The sequence below is a fragment of the Prosthecomicrobium pneumaticum genome, from assembly GCF_014199915.1.
GTDB lineage: Bacteria > Pseudomonadota > Alphaproteobacteria > Rhizobiales > Kaistiaceae > Prosthecomicrobium > Prosthecomicrobium pneumaticum.
The window spans coordinates 595005-612898 of the sequence record NZ_JACHOO010000003.1 but is presented as its reverse complement, the minus strand read 5'-3'; the positions used below and the strand labels follow the sequence as shown (position 1 = coordinate 612898).

Annotated in this window: 22 protein-coding genes; 13 read left to right on the top strand and 9 right to left on the bottom strand. The window is 69.4% G+C overall.

Annotation, left to right across the window (positions count from 1 at the left end):
* Nucleotides 1–34: 34 nt before the first annotated feature.
* From GGQ63_RS09965 to GGQ63_RS09955, 3 genes are all read right to left on the bottom strand, one after another.
* A complete protein-coding gene (locus GGQ63_RS09965) occupies nt 35–619 on the bottom strand; it encodes an amino acid synthesis family protein (protein WP_183855216.1) in 585 nt (194 codons plus the stop codon).
* Nucleotides 616–1200 carry an amino acid synthesis family protein gene (locus GGQ63_RS09960; protein WP_183855447.1) on the bottom strand — a complete coding sequence of 195 codons (585 nt, stop codon included), beginning with the start codon at nt 1198–1200 and terminating at the stop codon, nt 616–618. Before GGQ63_RS09960 ends, GGQ63_RS09965 begins: the two co-directional genes overlap by 4 nt.
* Nucleotides 1201–1264: 64 nt before the next feature.
* The gene (locus tag GGQ63_RS09955) at nt 1265–1912 is read right to left on the bottom strand and encodes a DapH/DapD/GlmU-related protein (RefSeq protein ID WP_183855215.1); all 648 of its coding nucleotides are present in this window, start codon (nt 1910–1912) and stop codon (nt 1265–1267) included.
* Between the two features lie 152 nt (nt 1913–2064).
* Between GGQ63_RS09955 and phnC the strand changes: the two genes are divergently transcribed.
* The 4 genes from phnC (at nt 2065) to phnE (GGQ63_RS09935) (ending at nt 5842) form a co-directional block, all read left to right on the top strand.
* Nucleotides 2065–2877, top strand: a complete 813-nt coding sequence (gene phnC, locus GGQ63_RS09950; RefSeq protein WP_183855214.1) for a phosphonate ABC transporter ATP-binding protein — start codon at nt 2065–2067, stop codon at nt 2875–2877.
* Between the two features lie 80 nt (nt 2878–2957).
* A complete protein-coding gene (gene phnD / locus GGQ63_RS09945; protein ID WP_183855212.1) occupies nt 2958–3890 on the top strand; it encodes a phosphonate ABC transporter substrate-binding protein in 933 nt (310 codons plus the stop codon).
* Nucleotides 3891–4008: 118 nt separating this feature from the next.
* A complete protein-coding gene (phnE, locus tag GGQ63_RS09940) occupies nt 4009–4941 on the top strand; it encodes a phosphonate ABC transporter, permease protein PhnE (protein ID WP_183855210.1) in 933 nt (310 codons plus the stop codon).
* Between the two features lie 10 nt (nt 4942–4951).
* Nucleotides 4952–5842: a phosphonate ABC transporter, permease protein PhnE gene (gene phnE / locus GGQ63_RS09935; RefSeq protein WP_183855208.1), complete on the top strand. Its 891-nt coding sequence runs from the start codon at nt 4952–4954 to the stop codon at nt 5840–5842.
* 31 nt (nt 5843–5873) lie between these two features.
* Here phnE (GGQ63_RS09935) and phnF read toward each other — a convergent pair whose 3' ends face one another.
* A complete protein-coding gene (gene phnF, locus GGQ63_RS09930; protein ID WP_343061125.1) occupies nt 5874–6641 on the bottom strand; it encodes a phosphonate metabolism transcriptional regulator PhnF in 768 nt (255 codons plus the stop codon).
* Nucleotides 6642–6727: 86 nt separating this feature from the next.
* On the opposite strand from phnF, the gene phnG reads away from it, so the two are divergent.
* From phnG to phnN, 9 genes are read left to right on the top strand one after another with little or no spacing between them, the layout of a single operon-like run.
* Nucleotides 6728–7186, top strand: coding sequence for a phosphonate C-P lyase system protein PhnG (phnG, locus tag GGQ63_RS09925; protein WP_343061124.1), 459 nt, complete (start codon nt 6728–6730; stop codon nt 7184–7186).
* Nucleotides 7183–7779, top strand: coding sequence for a phosphonate C-P lyase system protein PhnH (gene phnH / locus GGQ63_RS09920; protein WP_183855206.1), 597 nt, complete (start codon nt 7183–7185; stop codon nt 7777–7779). Before phnG ends, phnH begins: the two co-directional genes overlap by 4 nt.
* Nucleotides 7780–7782: 3 nt before the next feature.
* The gene (locus GGQ63_RS09915; protein ID WP_183855204.1) at nt 7783–8889 is read left to right on the top strand and encodes a carbon-phosphorus lyase complex subunit; all 1107 of its coding nucleotides are present in this window, start codon (nt 7783–7785) and stop codon (nt 8887–8889) included.
* On the top strand, nt 8886–9788 hold the full coding sequence (locus GGQ63_RS09910) for an alpha-D-ribose 1-methylphosphonate 5-phosphate C-P-lyase PhnJ (protein ID WP_183855202.1): 903 nt from the start codon (nt 8886–8888) through the stop codon (nt 9786–9788). The genes GGQ63_RS09915 and GGQ63_RS09910 overlap by 4 nt, the downstream gene beginning before the upstream one ends.
* On the top strand, nt 9781–10251 hold the full coding sequence (locus GGQ63_RS09905) for a GNAT family N-acetyltransferase (protein ID WP_183855200.1): 471 nt from the start codon (nt 9781–9783) through the stop codon (nt 10249–10251). The genes GGQ63_RS09910 and GGQ63_RS09905 overlap by 8 nt, the downstream gene beginning before the upstream one ends.
* A complete protein-coding gene (gene phnK / locus GGQ63_RS09900; RefSeq protein ID WP_183855198.1) occupies nt 10248–11024 on the top strand; it encodes a phosphonate C-P lyase system protein PhnK in 777 nt (258 codons plus the stop codon). The genes GGQ63_RS09905 and phnK overlap by 4 nt, the downstream gene beginning before the upstream one ends.
* Nucleotides 11021–11743 (top strand): phosphonate C-P lyase system protein PhnL, encoded by a 723-nt coding sequence (phnL, locus tag GGQ63_RS09895; protein WP_183855196.1) that lies wholly within the window; start codon nt 11021–11023, stop codon nt 11741–11743. Before phnK ends, phnL begins: the two co-directional genes overlap by 4 nt.
* Complete coding sequence (locus GGQ63_RS09890; protein ID WP_183855194.1) at nt 11740–12912, top strand: alpha-D-ribose 1-methylphosphonate 5-triphosphate diphosphatase; 1173 nt, start codon at nt 11740–11742, stop codon at nt 12910–12912. Before phnL ends, GGQ63_RS09890 begins: the two co-directional genes overlap by 4 nt.
* Nucleotides 12909–13475: a phosphonate metabolism protein/1,5-bisphosphokinase (PRPP-forming) PhnN gene (phnN, locus tag GGQ63_RS09885; protein ID WP_183855192.1), complete on the top strand. Its 567-nt coding sequence runs from the start codon at nt 12909–12911 to the stop codon at nt 13473–13475. Before GGQ63_RS09890 ends, phnN begins: the two co-directional genes overlap by 4 nt.
* 7 nt (nt 13476–13482) lie before the next feature.
* Here phnN and GGQ63_RS09880 read toward each other — a convergent pair whose 3' ends face one another.
* The 5 genes from GGQ63_RS09880 to GGQ63_RS09860 are packed head-to-tail and all read right to left on the bottom strand — an operon-like array spanning nt 13483 to nt 17874.
* Nucleotides 13483–14682 carry an amidohydrolase family protein gene (locus tag GGQ63_RS09880; RefSeq protein ID WP_183855190.1) on the bottom strand — a complete coding sequence of 400 codons (1200 nt, stop codon included), beginning with the start codon at nt 14680–14682 and terminating at the stop codon, nt 13483–13485.
* Nucleotides 14683–14701: 19 nt separating this feature from the next.
* The gene (locus GGQ63_RS09875; protein ID WP_343061123.1) at nt 14702–15265 is read right to left on the bottom strand and encodes a MarR family winged helix-turn-helix transcriptional regulator; all 564 of its coding nucleotides are present in this window, start codon (nt 15263–15265) and stop codon (nt 14702–14704) included.
* A complete protein-coding gene (locus GGQ63_RS09870) occupies nt 15262–15906 on the bottom strand; it encodes a cysteine hydrolase family protein (RefSeq protein WP_183855188.1) in 645 nt (214 codons plus the stop codon). The genes GGQ63_RS09875 and GGQ63_RS09870 overlap by 4 nt, the downstream gene beginning before the upstream one ends.
* 11 nt (nt 15907–15917) lie before the next feature.
* Nucleotides 15918–16850, bottom strand: coding sequence for a nucleoside hydrolase (locus GGQ63_RS09865; RefSeq protein WP_183855186.1), 933 nt, complete (start codon nt 16848–16850; stop codon nt 15918–15920).
* 10 nt (nt 16851–16860) lie between these two features.
* Nucleotides 16861–17874, bottom strand: a complete 1014-nt coding sequence (locus tag GGQ63_RS09860) for a nucleoside hydrolase (RefSeq protein WP_183855184.1) — start codon at nt 17872–17874, stop codon at nt 16861–16863.
* Nucleotides 17875–17894: the final 20 nt, after the last annotated feature.

Genomic DNA, 17894 nt, shown 5'->3' with positions numbered 1-17894 from the left:
GGGCGCGCAAGAGCCGCGCCGCCCCCGGCGCGGATCAGCGAAGACCGTCCTCGCCCTTGATGTCCTCCTTGGCGAGCCCGCCGACACGCGGGTGCGGCCGGCCGCCCATCGTCACCGCGAGCGCGACGACGATCTCCGTCTCGCGCGGCGCGTCGCCCACGCTCACTTCCATACCGTCGAAATGGCTGCGGACATAGGCAGCGTCCTTGTGGCCGAGCGGTATGTCGAAGGGGACGCCGGGAGCGGTCCGCTTTTTCGAGGACGGGATCAGTGCCGCACCCTTGCCGAGCGTGCGGCGGAAGGGGGCGCCGATCTTCGGGTGCAGGAGCGCCGCGGCGTGTTCGAGCTCGCCCTCGGCGCCGACCGCCGCCGCCTTGCCGAAGCTCTCGACCTCCGGTCCCGGAATGCCGAGCGCCGCGACGGCCCGCTCCGACAGGAGGGCGCCGAGCTCGTCCCCGATCTCGTAGAGCGGCGACAGATCCTCGACGTAGCGGCCGGCGAAGGGATTTTCGATCACTGCGATCGCCGCGGCCTTCTTCGTCGGCGGCGAGACCGTCACCCCGCCCTCGATCAGCGTCTCCTCGACGATCGTGACGATCTTGCGGATCCGGGCGCTCACCGCAGGCCGTCCCATTTCGCGATGTCGGACACGGCGAGACCGCCGACGCGGGCATGCACCCGCGGCCCGGTCGTCATCGCGAGCACGAGCACGATCTCGTTGCGGCGCGGCGCATCGCCGATGCCGATCTCGATCGCGTCGAAATGGCTGCGCACATAGGAGGCGTCCTTGTGTGTGATCGGGATGTCGATGCGGGTGCCGAGACCGCCGACCTTCTTCGCCGAGGGGACGATCGCATGCGCCTGGCCGAGCAGTTCGCGCATCGCATAGCCGCCCGGCACGTGCCAGAGCGCGCCGTGCTCGAGCTCGCCCCCCTCGCCGACGATCGCGCCCTTGCCATAGCCCTCGATCGCCGCGCCATCGCCGCCGAGCGCGGCGAGCAGCCGGCGCGACATGGCGAGCCCGAGCGGCTTCAGATCATCCATGAAGCCGGCGATCTCCTCGACATAGCGGCCGGCGAAGGGGTTCTCGATCACGGCGGCGATCACCCCGCGCTTCGGCGGATCGGCCGAGACGGGACCGCCTTCGTGCAGGATCTCCTCGATCCGCGTGACGAACTTCCGGACGACGACCTCGGGCATCGGCAAGCGCCTCTCCGCAACAGATTGTATGAGTACCAACAATCGGTCGCGGCCGAGCCCGCTGTCAAGCGGCGGGCGGCCTTGCGCCGCCGAGTAGCGCTCCCTCGTGCCGGTCGAGAAAGGCCTCGACCGGCAGGTGGCGGAAGTCGTCGAGCGCCGTGCGAAGCCGGTCGTGGCCCCAGTCCCACCAGGCGAGGCACTCGAGGCGATCGGCGATCTCGACGGGGAAACGACGGCGGATCGGCCGCGCCGGGATGCCGGCGACGATCGTGTAGGCGGGAACGTCCTTGGTGACGACCGCGCCGGCTGCGATCACCGCGCCGGTACCGACCGACACGCCGGGCAGCACGATCGCGCCGTGGCCGATCCACACGTCGTGGCCGATCGTCACGGGATGGGCGCGGCGCCATTCGAAGAAGCCCGCATCGTCCGCTTCGCCCTCGAAATAGCGCGAGGCGCGATAGGTGAAGTGCGACTGCGACGCGCGCTCCATCGGGTGATTGCCGGGATTGATCCGGGTATGGGCGGCGATCGAGCAGAACTTGCCGATGGTCGTGTAGATCACGTCGGAATCGTTGACCACGTAGGAATAGTCGCCGAGTTCTGAATCGACGAAGCTCGTCCGCGCGCCGACCTCCGTATAGCGGCCGAGGCGGCTCGCCTTCACCTCCGCGGTCGGATCGATCAGCGGTTGCAGGCCCAGTCTATCCATGATGCACCCGAAGTCTAAAGCACGAAGGTGCGAGCGCGTGCCCGATTTCGACGACGTTTTGATGACAGCCGCCGCAGAAAAGCGCCAGGCCGCTGTCACGAAAGCTTCGCGGAACGGCGCTAGCGGAAAGGCAACCGAAAGGGGCTTTCTCGATGCTCGTTCTGGAAGGCGTGAGCCGCCGCTTCGGCGATAAGTCGGCCGTTTCCGATGTCGACCTGCGCATCGAGCCGGGCAGTTTCGTGGGCGTCGTCGGCCCGTCGGGCGCCGGCAAGTCGACGCTGCTGCGGATGATCAACCGGCTCGTCGAACCGACGGCCGGCAACATCCGCTTCGAGGACCGCGACACGACGCGGCTGTCGGGTTCGGCTCTGCGCGACTGGCGCGCCCAGTGCGCGATGATCTTCCAGCAGTTCAACCTCGTCAGTCGGCTCGACGTTCTCACCAACGTCATTGCCGGACGTCTCAACCACATGCCGCTGTGGCGGTCCCTGACGAAGAGCTTCACCGATGCCGAGCGGACGATGGCGCTGCGCGCGCTGCACCGGCTCGGTATTGCGGAGGTGGCGCTGAAGCGTGCCGATGCGCTCTCCGGCGGCCAGCAGCAGCGCGTCGCGATCGCCCGCGCGCTGATGCAGGAACCGCGGATCATCCTCGCCGACGAGCCGATCGCCTCGCTCGACCCGCACAACGCCAAGGTCGTGATGGACGCTCTGCGCGACATCAACCGACGCGACGGAATTCTCGTCATGTGCAACCTGCACACGCTCGATACCGCCCGGACCTATTGCGACCGGATCATCGGTATGGCGAACGGACGGGTCGTCTTCGATGGGGCGCCGGCCGAGTTCGTCGGCGGTGTGATCGAGCAGATCTACGGCGCCGACGGCGCTCGGATCGACGAACGGATGACGTCGACGTCGCTCGGCGTCGGTGGAGCGGGACAGCCCGCGCCCATGCCCGCCTGACCCCTTCCGCCGCCTGACGGGGTGCATCGGGCGGCGCTCAATACCGGCACCGACAGATATGCAACGACGGAGTTCGACCCATGTTTGGCAAGCTTATGCTGGCCGCCGCCACGGCGGGCCTGCTGCTGACGGCCTCGGCCTCGGCCGACGCGCAGTCGTACAAGGACACGGTCAAGGAGCTTCGCGTCGGCCTGATCGGCGGCGAGAACGCTTCCGACCTCATGACGCGCAATGAGGGCTATCGCCAGCTCCTCGAGAAGGAGCTCGGCATCCCGGTGAAGCTCTTCCCCGCGACCGACTATGCCGGCATCATGCAGGCGATCGGCGCCGGCCAGGTGGAAATGGCCGCGTTCGGCGCTTCCGGCTTCGCCGGCGCCTATCTCGACTGCAACGGCTGCATCGAGCCGCTCGTCGTGCCGCAGGAGAAGGACGGCTCGACCTTCTACTATTCCGTGATGGTCACCCGCGCCGACAGCGGCATCGACTCGCTCGAGACCGCGAAGGGCCATTCGCTCGCCTTCGCCGATCCGAACTCGACCTCGGGCTATCTGATCCCGAACGCCACCTTCAAGGCGCAGGGCATCGATCCGGAGCAGTATTTCTCGAAGGTCGGCTTCGCCGGCGGCCATGAGCAGGGCGTGCTCGCGGTCCTCAACAAGCAGTACGACCTCGCCGTCACCTGGACCTCGGGCCAGGGCGAGATGTCCGAAGGCTATACCCGCGGCAACCTCCGCGCGATGGTCGACAAGGGCCTGCTCAAGATGTCGGACATCAAGATCCTCTGGCAGTCGGGCAAGATCCCGAACGGCCCGACCGCGGTCCGGGCCGACCTGCCGGCCGATCTGAAGGAGAAGCTCCTCTCCATCCTGCTCGACCTGCCGAAGTCGCATCCGGACATCTACGAGTCGATCGAGCGCGGCTCGGGCGCCGGCTATGCGCGCGCCGACATGGACCTCTACAAGGACATCATCGACCTGCGCAAGGCCGAGGCGACCGGCGGACGCAAGTCCTAACCGGCTCCGTTCGGTGGCCCGGATCGGCGCGGCTCGGCCGCGCCGATCCGGAGCGCGCGGCGGGTCCGGCTGGACGCCGTCTCCGGCCACCCTCGGCCTTTCTCACGCGGATGGTGCGATGTCGGCAACGGATGTGAGCGAAGACGTCCTGACCGTCATGCAGGCGCGGATCGCCGCACATCGGCGGGAAAAGCGGCTGATGACGCTGAGCGGAATCGCGATATTCCTGCTCCTCTTCTTCACCGCGTCGTGGTGGACCGATTTCGGCATCGGCGCCATCATCGACGGACTGCCGAAGTTCGGCCACTACCTCGCCAAGCTGTTCTCGACACCGGCGGGTGGCGGCTCCGCAGAGCGGATTCCGATCGTCTCGTTTGCCCATCTGTTCGGCGGCTGGGACACCAAGCAATCGATCCTCTACTGGTTCTACAATATCGGCACCTTCATCTCGCTGATGCTCGATACCGTCGCGATGGCGGTCCTCGCGACACTGCTCGGCTTCAGCATCGCCTTTCTCGCCAGCTTCCCTGCGTCGCACAACCTGTCGCCCGCTCCCTGGATCGTCTGGCTGAGCCGCCGCATCCTCGAAGTGCTGCGCTCGATCCCCGACATCGTCTTCGCGCTGTTCTTCGTGTTCTGCTACGGCATCGGTCCGCTCGCCGGCATCCTGGCGATGGGGCTGCACACGGCCGGCGCCCTCGGCAAGCTGTTCTCCGAACTGAACGAGAACGCCAGCAGCCGGCCGATCGAGGGCATTCGCTCCGTCGGCGCCGATTGGTTCTCCACCATCCGCTATGCTGTGGTGCCGCAGGTCTTCCCGGGTTTCGTCAGCTACGCGCTGCTGCGCTTCGAGATCAACGTCCGCTCTTCGGCGATCATCGGCGTGGTCGGCGCCGGCGGCATCGGCGAGGAGATCAAGAAGGTGATCAACTTCAACCGCTACGAGGACATCAGCGCGATCGTCATCCTCGTCGTGCTGCTGGTCATCGCCATCGACACCCTGTCCGGCCGTATCCGCCAGCGCTTCATCGGCGATGCGCGCATTGCCTGAGAGCGAGACCATGCGCCCGGTTCGACTCGACGCCATCCTTGCCGACGACATCCGCGCCGCGAAAGCGGAAATGCCGCGCGCCTTCGGCCGGCCTTGGCCGGCACGCGCCGCGTTCGGACTCGGCCTCGCCGCCGCCGTCGTCGGCCTCGTCGCCCTGCACGTCGTCTATGGCCTCACCCCCGAGCGGCTGCTCTCCCCCGACCCGCGCGCGTGGCTGCTCTTCGTGCATTTCTTCGACTGGTCGGGCTTCCTGACCTGGGAGCACCGCGACATTCTGCGCTCGCTCGGCGACACGGTCGCGATGGCCTTCATCGGCACCACGCTCGCTTCGCTGATCGCTCTGCCGCTCGCCTTCCTCGCCGCGCGCAACGTCCTGCCCGCCTTCGTCGTCCGCTTCATGACCCGCCGCACCTTCGATGTCGCCCGCGGCGTCGATCAGGTGATCTGGGCCCTGATGTTCATCTCGGTGGTGGGCCTCGGGCCGCTCGCCGGCATCCTCGCCATCATCGTCAGCGACAGCGGCACGCTCGGCAAGCTGTTCTCCGAGGCGATCGAGAACACCGAGCGCGGGCCTGTGGAAGGCGTGCGCTCGGTCGGCGCCTCGCCGGTGGCGGTCCAGCGCTACGGCCTGCTGCCGGAGGTGCTGCCGGTCTTCGTCTCGCAGGCGCTCTACTTCTTCGAATCGAACACGCGCTCCGCGACGGTGCTCGGCCTCGTCGGTGCCGGCGGCATCGGCTTCGAGCTGATCGCCCGCTGGCAGGTGATGCGCTTCGACGAGGTCGCCTACGTCATCGTGCTGATCCTGATCACCGTGTCGTTGATCGACACGATTTCGGGCGCGATCCGGCGGCGGCTGATCGGTGGCCGGCAGGAGGCCGACGCCGCCGCGCAGGCCGCCTGATCGGAAGCCTCCCGCGCAAGCGCCGCCGTCTTCAGCCCTCCACCCGCAGCTCCACACGGTCGGCGGCGAAGGCGCCGTAGGTGAGCTGGACGGGCATGCCCGCCTCGTCGACATTGACCGCCTCGGTGACGAGCACGATCCGCCCGGGGGCGAGATCGAGCGCCGCGGCCTCCTCGGGCGTCGCGAGGCGTGCCGAGATCGCGGTGGAGCGGCGGCGGTAATCGGCGACGCCGCAGGCGGCGAGTCCCGCGGTCACCGAGCCGGTCGCCCGATACGCCTCGGCGAAGCCGGCGAAACGCGGCAGCGGATGATAGCTGCGGCCCGCCGTGATCGGCACGCCGTCGGCGAGACGGCGGCTCCTCACCTCGAGCACGAGCGCCCCTTCCGCGACGCCGAGCCGCTCGGCGACGACGGCGGAGGCCGGCAGTTCCCGCGCCGCGATCAGTTCGCCGCCGGCGCCATGCCCCGCCCGGCCGATGTTCTCCGAGAAGCGGGTGCGCGGGCCGATCGGATAGGGCAGCGGGCGGGCCTCGACGAAGCTGCCCTTGCCCTGCGCCGTGCGCACGAGACCCTCTGCAGCGAGCGCGGCCAGCGCCCGGCGCGCGGTGTGGCGGTTGACCGCGAACCGCTCGGCGAGGCGCGCCTCCGTCGGTAGCTGCGCGCCCGGCGCCAGCCGGCCCGCGGCGATCTCGGCCGCGATCGCATCGGCGATCTGCCGCCAGGCCGCGACGCCCGCGCCGCGGGTCAGCTCGGTGGTCGCCTCCGTCACGGCCGCGTCGCCCGTCTCGGTTAGGGTCACGCCTCGATCCTTCATCGAAATGTCATTGGACAATTCCATCTGCTTGTCTATACCACTAGACAAGACGATCGGAAAGCGAAACCGCCGTGACCGACACCCCGCTCCCTCCTGAAATCGAAGCCCGCCGTGCGCTCATGGCGCTCTGCGCCGGGGCGACCGCCGCCGAACTCGCCGCCGCGCTCGACGGGCTCGGCCCGATTGCCGCGCACGAGGAACTGCGCGCGCCCGAGCCCGGCCTCGTGATGGTGCGCGGCCGCATGGGCGGCGATGGGCGCCCCTTCAATCTCGGCGAGGCGACGGTGACCCGCGCCGTCGTGCGGCTCGCGACCGGCGAGACGGGCTTTGCCTATCAGCTCGGCCGCGATCGCGACAAGGCGCGCCGGGCCGCACTTCTGGACGCGCTGGCGCAGATTCGCCCCGCCGCCGTCAGTGCCGCGCTCGCCCCCATCCGTAACCGGATCGAGGCGGAGCGGGACGTTGCGCGCCGGCGCACCGCCGCGACGCGCGTCAATTTCTTCACCCTCCAGCGCGGAGAGGACACATGAGCCCCCTCACCCGCGGTTTCGCGGAACCGGCACGCGAGGCGCAGGCCGCCTTCCGCGTCCTGATGACGGCGATGAGCCGGCCGGCAACCGTGCATCCCTTCGCGGCCGCGGTCACCCCGCCGCCGCCGCTCTCGCCCGAGCTCGCCGCGATCGCGCTCTCGCTCGCCGACCCCGACGCGCCGATCTGGCTCGATCCGCCGCTCGCCGCCGTTCCGGCGATCGCCGACTATCTGCGCTTCCACACCGGCGCGAAGATCGTCGGGAGGCCGGACGAGGCGGCCTTCGCGCTCGTTTCGAATCCGCTCGCCTGCCCTTATCTCGACCGCTTCGCGCAAGGGCTCGACGCCTATCCCGACCGCTCGACCACCGTCGTTCTGGCGCTCGCGACGCTCGACGCCGGCTCGGCCTTGCGCTTCCGCGGCCCCGGCATCGACGGCGTGGCCGGGCTCGATGCGGCACCCCTGCCGCGCGCCTTCGCCGCCGAGCTCGATTCGAACCATGCGCTCTTCCCGCGCGGCGTCGATCTCGTTCTCCTCGCCCCCGGCCGCCTCGCGGCGCTGCCGCGGAGCGCACGCCGGATCGAAGGAGCCTGAGCGATGTATGTGGCCGTCAAGGGCGGCGAGCAGGCGATCGACAATGCGCACCGCCTGCTCGCCGCGAAGCGCCGCGGCGACCCCGCTCTGCCCGATCTCGACGTCGCGCAGATCGACGGGCAGCTCGCCCTCGCCGTCGCCCGCGTCATGGCCGAAGGCTCGCTCTACGACCGCAGCCTCGCCGCGCTCGCCATCAAGCAGGCACGGGGCGATCTGATCGAAGCGATTTTTCTCGTCCGCGCCTTCCGCACCACCCTGCCCCGCTTCGGCGCCTGCGAGCCGGTCGACACGGGCGCGATGGCGGTCGAGCGCCGCGTCTCGGCGACCTTCAAGGACCTGCCGGGCGGCCAGGTGCTCGGGCCGACCTTCGACTACACGCACCGCCTGATCGATTTCGCGCTCGCCGCCGGCTTCGCGCCGCCCCCGCCCGCGGAGGCCGAGCCGGAGGCGGACGGCGCCATGCCGCGTGTTACCGACCTGCTCGGCGAGGAAGACCTGATCGAGCGCGAGACGGCGGACGACCGGCCGCCGGCCGATCTGACGCGCGAGCCGCTCTCCTTCCCGGCCGAGCGCGACATCCGTCTGCAGAATCTCGCCCGCGGCGACGAAGGATTCCTGCTCGGCCTCGGCTATTCGACGCAGCGCGGCTTCGGCCGCACCCATCCCTTCGTCGGCGAGGTGCGCTTCGGCGCGGTCGAGCTCGACTTCGTGCCGGAGGAGCTCGGCTTCCCGGTGCCGCTCGGCACGATCGAGGTGACCGAGTGCCAGATGGTCAACCAGTTCGCCGGCTCGGCCGAGCGGCCGCCGCAATTCACCCGCGGCTACGGGCTCGTTTTCGGCCAGAGCGAGCGGAAGGCGATGTCGATGGCGCTGGTCGACCGGGCGCTCAGGGCGCGCGAATTCGGCGAGGACGTCGTCGCCCCGGCGCAGGACGAGGAGTTCGTCTTGAGCCATTCCGACAATGTCCAGGCGACCGGCTTCGTCGAGCATCTGAAGCTGCCGCACTATGTCGACTTCCAGGCCGAACTCGAGCTCGTCCGCCGGCTGCGCGCCGAACACGCCGCGCGCGAAGCCGATGGCCGGCCCCACTATGAGGAGGCCGCCGAATGACCCCCGTGCAGGATGGCTACAACTTCGCCTATCTCGACGAGCAGACGAAGCGCATGATCCGCCGGGCGATCCTGAAGGCGATCGCCATTCCCGGCTATCAGGTGCCCTTCGCCAGCCGCGAGATGCCGATGCCCTATGGCTGGGGCACCGGCGGCGTGCAGGTGACGGCCTCGATCCTCGGCCCGGACGACGTGCTCAAGGTCATCGACCAGGGTTCCGACGACACCACCAATGCGGTCTCGATCCGCAAGTTCTTCAAGAAGACCGCCGGCGTCGCGACGACGACCCATACGGCCGAGGCGACCATCGTCCAGACCCGCCACCGCATCCCGGAGGAGCCGCTCGGCGCCGGGCAGGTGCTCGTCTATCAGGTGCCGATCCCCGAGCCGCTCCGCTTCCTCGAGCCGCGCGAGACCGAGACCCGCACGCTGCACGCGCTCGCCGAATACGGGCTGATGCACGTCAAGCTCTATGAGGACATCGCCCGCCACGGCCATGTCGCGACCACCTATGCCTATCCTGTGGAGGTCGCCGGCCGTTATGTGATGGACCCCTCGCCGACGCCGAAATTCGACAATCCGAAGATGCACATGTCGGCGGCCCTGCAGCTCTTCGGCGCCGGCCGCGAGCAGCGCATCTATGCCGTGCCCCCCTATACCCCCGTGAAGAGCCTCGATTTCGAGGACCATCCCTTCCGCATCCAGACCTTCAAGGACCCTTGCGCGCTCTGCGCCGCGGAGGGTGTCTATCTCGACGAGGTCGTGCTCGACGATCGCGGCGGCCGGATGATGGTCTGCTCCGACACCGATTTCTGCGAGACGCGGCGCGCCGCCGGCCATCGCGGCGCGATGCTCGGCACGGCGCCGGCCGAGATCGCCGGGGAGGCATCGCATGGCTGATCTCGCCGTCCGTCTCGCCCGCAAGGCCGACCTGCCCGCCGTGCTCGCGCTCTATGCGCAGCCGGACTTCAACGACGGCCGCGTCGTTTCGCTCGAGGAGGCCGAGGCGATCCTCGCCCGCTTCGCCGCCTATCCCGATTACGGCCTCTATGTCGCCGAGGCGGAGGGCACGGTCGTCGGCACCTTCTGCCTGCTCGTCCTCGACAACATCGCTCACTGGGGGACGCCAGCCGGGCTCGTCGAGAGCGTCGTGGTCTCCACGGCACACCAGGGGCGAGGCGTCGGACGCGCGATGATGCGCGCCGCCTTCCGCATCGCGGAGCAGAAGGGCTGCTACAAGGTGGCGCTGTCTTCCGGTCTCCGCGCGACGAGGGCGCACGGGTTCTACGAGGGCCTCGGCTTCGAGCGCTATGGCTACAGCTTCCGGCTCGATCCCCCCTTCGACAAGGAGGTCGCGGCATGACCGACACCCCGCTGATCGAGGCGAAGGGCCTCACCCGGCATTATGGCAGCCGGATCGGCTGCACCGACGTCTCCTTCGACCTCTTCGAGGGCGAGGTGCTGGCGATCGTCGGCGAATCGGGCTCCGGCAAGTCGACGCTCCTGAAGCTGCTCGCCAACGAGATCGAGCCGACCCGCGGCACGGTGCTCTATCGGCTGCGCGACGGCGCGGTGCGCGATCTCGCCCGGCTTTCCGAGCCGGAGCGGCGGTTGCTCGCCCGCACCGACTGGGGCTTCGTCCGCCAGGACGCGCGGGACGGGCTGCGCATGGGCGTCTCGGCCGGCGCCAATGTCGGCGAGCGGCTGATGGCGCTCGGCGGCCGCCATTACGGCCGCATCCGCGGCACGGCGGCCGATTGGCTCGGCAGGGTCGAGATCGACGGCGGCCGCATCGACGACACGCCGAAGACGTTTTCGGGCGGCATGCGGCAGCGGCTGCAGATCGCCCGCAACCTCGTCACCCATCCGCGCCTCGTCTTCATGGACGAGCCGACCTCGGGCCTCGACGTCTCGGTTCAGGCGCGCCTGCTCGATCTCATCCGCGGCCTCGTCGCCGATCTCGGCCTCGCCGTCGTGATCGTCACGCACGATCTCGCCGTCGCCCGCCTCCTGTCGCACCGTATCATGGTGATGAAGGACGGCCGTGTCGTCGAGGCGGGCCTGACCGACCAGGTGCTCGACGATCCGGCCGACGCCTATACCCAGCTCCTCGTCTCCTCGGTGCTCGCCGCATGACCAAGAGCCTCATCACCCCGCGTCCGGCGACCCAAAGCCTCGTCCTCGAGAATCTCGGCAAGAGCTTCACGCTGCATCTGCGCGGCGGCACCCGCATCGACGCGGTGGCGGGAATCTCCTTCGCCGCCCAGCCCGGCGACTGCATCGTGCTCGGCGGCCCCTCCGGCGCCGGCAAGTCGTCGATCCTGAAGATGATCTATGGCAATTACCGCGCCGATCGCGGCCGCATCCTGGTCGCCCATGAGGGCGCAATGGTCGACGTCGCGGCCGCCGACCCGCGCACCGTGCTCGGGCTGCGGGCGCGCACGCTCGGCTATGTGAGCCAGTTCCTGCGCGTCATCCCGCGCGTCTCGGCGCTCGACATCGTCGCTGCGGCGGCGGAGGGCGACCGTGCCGAGGCGCGCGACACCGCCGCCCGCCATCTTGCGCTCCTCAATGTGCCGGAACGGCTGTGGTCGCTGCCGCCCGCCACCTTCTCCGGCGGCGAGCAGCAGCGCGTCAACATCGCCCGCGGTCTCGTCGCCGACCGGCCGATCCTGCTGCTCGACGAGCCGACCGCCTCGCTCGATGCTGCCAATCGCGACATCGTCGTCCGGCTGATCGAAGAAAAGAAGCGCGCCGGCGTGACTATGGTCGGCATCTTCCACGACGCCGACGTCCGCGACGCCGTCGCCACCCGCATTCTCGACATCACCCCGCTCGACAGGATCGCCGCATGAGCGCCGCCCTCGCCCAAGCGCCATCGCCCGAGGCGACCGTGCTCGCCCATGCCCGCCTCGTTCTCGCCGACCGGGTGATCGAGGACGGCTGGCTCGCCATCGAGGACGGCCGCATCGCCGAGATCGGCGAAGGCCGGCCGCCGGAAGCCGGCCGCGACCTCGGCGGCGACTTCCTGATCCCCGGCCTCGTCGAACTGCACACGGATCATCTCGAGACGCATTACGTGCCGCGCCCGAAGGTGCAATGGCACGCGCTCGGCGCGGTGCTCGCCTATGACGCGCAGATCGCCGCTTCGGGGATCACCACCGTGTTCGATTCGCTGCGTGTGGGGGCGGAGAGCGATTCCGCCGCGGTCGGCGTCCAGGTCCGCACGCTCGCCGCCGCGATCGAGGTGGCGCGCACCGCCGGCTTCCTGCGCGCCGAGCACAGGACGCATCTGCGCTGCGAACTCCCGGCCGGGGACATGCTCGCTCAGCTCGCGGCCTTCCGCGAACGGTTTCCCGTTCACATGGCCTCGCTGATGGATCACACCCCGGGCGAGCGACAATATCGCGATGTCGAGGTCTGGAAGCGGCATTCGAAACGCCGGGCGGAGTTCGGCGATCACGGCCTCGACGAATATCTGGCACGGCGCCGGCAGGACCATCTGACCCATGCCGCGCCGCACCGGCGCGCGCTCGTCGCTCAAGCCCGCGAGGCGGGCATCGCGCTCGCGAGCCATGACGACGCGACGCTCGATCAGGTCGCCGAATCGGCCGCCGACGGCGTCTCGATCGCCGAATTCCCGGTGACTATCGAGGCGGCGCGCGCGTCGCACGCCGCCGGCATCAAGGTGATGATGGGAGCGCCGAATCTGGTGCGCGGCGGCTCACACAACGGCAACATCGCGGCCGAAGCGCTCGCCCGCGAGGGCCTGCTCGACATCCTGTCCTCGGACTATGTGCCGGCGAGCCTGATGATGGCGGCGTTCGAGCTGCCCGTCCGCGTGCCCTCCCTCGACCTCGCCGCTGCGATCCGCACCGTCACGGCGACGCCGGCCGAAGCCGTCGGCCTCACCGACCGCGGCACGCTCGCGCCGGCTAAGCGCGCCGATCTCGTCCGGGTGCACCTCTCGGCCGGCGTGCCGGTGGTGCGGCAGGTCTGGCGCGAAGGGCGCGTCGTCGCATGAACGAGCGGGTTTCCCCGGCGCAGGTCGGAACCGGCGCCTTCGTCGCCGTGGTCGGTCCGAGCGGCGCCGGCAAGGACACGCTGATCGAGCTCGCCCGCCGCGGCCTCGCCGGCGAGCCGCGCTTCGTCTTCCCGCGCCGCATCGTCACCCGCCCCTCGAGCGGGGCGGAAGACCACGACACGCTGACGCCGGAGGCTTTCGAGCTTGCCGCGGCGGACGGCCGCTTCCCGCTCCACTGGCGGGCGCACGGGCTCGGCTATGCGCTGCCCGGAAGCGTCGAGACGGCGCTCGGTGCGGGCGGGGTGGTCGTCTGCAATCTGTCGCGCGCCGTCGTGCCGCTCGCCCGCGCCCGCTTCGAGCGGGTGTGCGCCGTGCTCGTCACCGCGCCGGCCGATGTGCTCGCCGCTCGTATCGCGGCGCGCGGCCGGCCCGAGGACGGGCCGGTCGGCGAACGGCTCGCCCGCACCGTGCCGACCGAGCCGCCGGACCTCACGATCGAGAATGTCGGCCGTCCGGAAGCGGGCGCCGAAAGGCTGATCGCGTTCCTGCGCGCCCTCGGCTGAGGCCGGCTCAGCCGGCGACCACCTCCGGCACCCGCTCGGCCGGCGGCGTATTGCGGCTGCGTCCGCTCGTCACCCGGCCGTCGATCACCGTCATGCCGATGCCCGGAATGTCGCCGAGCCGGATGCTCTCGAGCAGATCCCGCCCGGCGGAATGCTGCGCCTTGTCGAGGAAGACGAAATCGGCCGACTTGCCGGCTTCGATCAAACCCACGTCGAGATCGCGCATCCGCGCCGTATTGCCGGTCGCGAAGCAGAGCGCGATCTCGGCCGACACCTCGCCGAGCGCCGCGAGGAAGGCGACGGTACGGATGATGCCGAGCGGCTGCACGCCGGAGCCCGCCGGCGCGTCGGTACCGAGGATGACCCGCTCGAGCTGGCCCAGTTCCCGCGCGGTGCGCAGCGCGAAGAGCGCCGCCCGCTCATTGCCGTTGTGGACGATCTCGAGGCCGCGGCTGCAGCCCTCGCAGATGCAGCGGATCTCGCTGTCGGGCAGCGCCGTGTGGCCGCCATTGATGTGGCCGACGACATCGGTATCGGCGGCGAGCACGACATCGGCGCCGATCAGGCCGGAGCCCGGGATCGACGGCCCGCCGGTATGGATGGTCGACTGGATGCCGTATTTCCTGGCCCAGGCAACCATCTGCTTCGCCGTCTCACCATCCTTGACGGAGCCGAGGCCGACCTCGCCGAGGAGCGTGACGCCGGCGGCGGCGAGTTCCCGGAAATCCTCCTCCACCATGCCGTGCTCGACGATCGGCGCACCGGCATGGACCTTCACGCCCGATGGCCGGTAGGCCGAGAACTGGCGCTGGGCCGAGATGGCGAGCGCCTTGAGGCCGATAATGTCGCGCGGCCGGCCGGGCGTGTGCACCTCGCCGGCCGAGATCATCGTCGTCACGCCGCCGTGCAGGCAGGAATCGATCCAGCCGATCTGGTTCTGCCGCGGCGTCCAGTCGCCGGCGACCGGGTGGACGTGGCTGTCGATGAGACCGGGGGCGAGCGCGCTGCCGTGCGCGTCGATCACGGTCGTCGCGCCTTCGGTGTCGAGGTCCTTCAGCCGGCCGATCGCCGTGATGCGGCCGTTCTCGGCGACGAGCGCATCCGCATCGAGGATCGGCGCCTCGAGCGCGCCGGAGAGCATCAGGCCGACATTGCGGATGACGAGCTTGCTCGGTCCTTCGGGCTTCAGCGGGCTGTCGTGGGCCATTCTCGTCTCGCTTCTCGGGTTATTCGTCGGCCGCGGTCTCGTCGCCGGCGGCGACGCGCTTGAGCAGCGAGAGAAAGATCTCCTGCTCCTCGGCCGTGAGCGGGGACAGCACGCGGCGGCCGACTTCGGCGCTCTGGTCGAGCAGCGGCAGCGTGGTGCGCACGCCCTTCGGCGTCATGCGGATGAGCGACAGGCGCTGGTCGGTCTCGGAGGCGACGCCGACGACGAGCCCGAGCTTCAGGAGCTTGCGCACGACGATCGAGATCGTCGACGGATCCATCGCGGTGAGCCGGCCGAGCTGATTCTGCGACACCTCGCCATAGCGCAGCACCGTGGCGAGCGCGGCCATCTGGGTCGGCGTCAGCCCGTGCCGCCCCATCAGCTCCTGGAAGCGCTGGGTGGCGCGCTGATGCGCCCGGCGGATCAGGTGGGCGGGGTGGCTCGGCAGGTCGTAGCCGGTCGCGGCATAGAGCCGGGCGATGTCCTCCGGCGACAACGGTCCGTCCGACACGTCCGCCCCTGGAACCGCCTCCTTCCGCTTCCTGCCGCGCCGCTCCGCCATGCCCGCCCTGCCCTCGCTCACGCCGCGATGTCTTCGTTCTCGATCGCGGCGCCGCCGGCCAGCGCGGCGGCGACCGCCCGCGAGTCCGCGACGATCCCGAAATGGGTGGCGATGTCGTAGAGCGTGCTCTCCTGCTCGCGCGGCCCGGTCGCGGCGCAGCAATCGCGCGGCACCACCACCTCATAGCCGTTGAAGAAGGCATCGTGCACCGTCGAGCGGACGCAGATGTTCGTCACGACGCCGAATACCACGAGCTGGTCGCACTGCATGTCCTTCAGAACCAGATCGAGATCGGTCTGGAAGAAGGACGAATAGCGGTGCTTGATCACATGGATCTCGTCGGGCCGCGCGCCGAGATCGTCGATGATCTCGGTGGCCCAGCTCCCTTCCTCGCCGTGCGGGGTCCGCTTCAGGAATTCGCGCTCGCGCCGCATGCCCTTGCGGTGGCTGTCGTGCACCCAGATCACCGGTGCCCCGGCGGCGCGCGCCGCCTCGATGACCCGCAATTGCGGCTCGACCAACACCTCATAGCCCGGCAGCACCATCTTGCCGCCCGGCTTGCAGAACTCGTTGATCATGTCGACGACGATGACCGCCGTCCGGGCCGGGTCGAGCGCGATGCGCTCGACATGGCGATGGGCTGAGAAGACGTCGATCGACATGGCCTTTCCTTTCAGTCCCTGAGCAGCGCATAGAGCAGATCGAAGAAGCGGTCGGCATCGACCTCATAGGCGATTTCGGCGTTCGGCGCCTCGCCCCGCTCGTTCCAGAAATCGGCGACCGTGGCGCCGAAGGTGTAGCTGCCGCGCAGGTCGACACCGATATGGGCCGGGCGGAAGCGGACGAGCGTCGGATCGATGACGAGGGCGAGCGCGAGCGGATCGTGCAACGCGCCGCCGACGCCCATGCTGTTGCGGTGGAGCTTCTCGTAGAAGAGCAGCCAGTCGACCACCACCTTGCCGAGCTGCGTATCGATCTTGCGGAACTCGGCGTATTGCGGCTCCTCGACGAGCACCTGCATGGTCACGTCGAGCCCGACCATCTTCAGCTTCACCCCGCTGTCGAGCACGATCTTCAGCGCTTCCGGATCGCAGAAGGCGTTGAACTCGGTCGGCGTGATGATCTCGCTCTTGCGATAGAAGACGCCGCCCATCCAGATGATCTCCTTGATCTTCGGCAGCACGGCGCGGTGCTTGAGGATCAGGAGGCCGAGATTGGAGAGCGGACCCGTCGCGACGATGGTGATCGGCCCGGCTTCCGCCGCGAGCGCGTCGGCGAGGAAGTCGACGGCGTGCCGGCCGACCGTGGTGATCGTCGCCTGCGGCAGATAGGGCGAACCCTCGAGACCGCTCGGGCCGTCGGCCGTGCCGAGCACCAGCGGCCGGGCGAGCGGACGGTGGCAACCCTCGGCCACCGGCACGTCGCCGGCACCGATGAATTCGAGGATGCGCAGCGCGTTCGAGGTCGTCTTCTCGATCTCGGCATTGCCGCAGGTCGTCGTCACGCCGATCATCTCGACGGCGGGCGAGCGGTGCGCCATGACGAGGGCGATCGCGTCGTCGTGGCCGGGATCGCAGTCGTAGAGGATGCGGGTCGCGTCTGTCATCGGTCCGTCCTCACGCCGCGCGCTCGTAGCGGGCCATCGCGGCCTTGAAGAGATTGAGGAAGCGCTTGCCGTCGATCGTTTCGGCGATCCGCGTCGTCTTCGCCCCGCCGCCCTTGAGAATCTGCCGGCCGCGCCAGGCGACCGTCTGGCCGCGCGTCAGCCAGCCCTCGAGCGCCACTTCGCAATAGAGCGGCTCGGAATAGGTGCAGAGGTCCGGCTGGAAGGCGAGCGCCACCGTGATCACGTCGTCCATCGGGAAGCCGACCAGATCGAAGAAGTCGCGCCAGATGTCGATATAGATCGGGAAGGTGTCGGCGATCATGCCGACGACGGGATTGTCGCGCGCCTCGAACAGCATGTCCGAGATGTCGTCACGGGTCATCATGCCGGTCGCGGCGCGATTGTCCTCGCAGACGTCGAGCGGCACCAGGATCTTCTCGACCTCCTGGGTGAGCACGATGCGCGCCGCCTCGGGGTCCGCCCAGATGTTGTATTCGGAGGCCGGCGTCATGTTGCCGGGCGTCGTGAAGCAGCCGCCGAGCAGCATCAAGCGCTTCACCGCCTCGGCGAGCTTCGGCTCCTGCAGGAAGGCCATGGCGAGATTGGTGAGCGGCCCGGTCGCGACGAGGGTGATCTCGCCCGGATTGGCGAGCACCGTCTCGATGATGAAATCGACGGCGTGCTTGTCGATCGCCGCATGGTCGGGCGGCGGCGCCTTCTGGTTGAACTTCTTCAGCCTGTCGCCGAAGCGGGCGACGAGGTTCTTCTCGACGTCGACCGGCGCCTGCATGTCGGCCTTCGAATTGCCGACGATCGGCCGCCAGGCGCCCATCGCGACGGGAATGTCGCGCCGGTTCGCGAGCGCGAGCGTATTGAGGACGACGTCGGTTACCTGTTCGATCGGGCCGGCGGCGCCGGTGCAGGTGGTCACGCCCTCGAGCCGGATTTGCGGCGAGGCGGCGGCGAAGAGCACGGCGAGGATGTCGTCGCCGGCCGAGTCCACGTCGAGGATGATGCGTTCCATGCGGGGTCTTTCCGGGGATC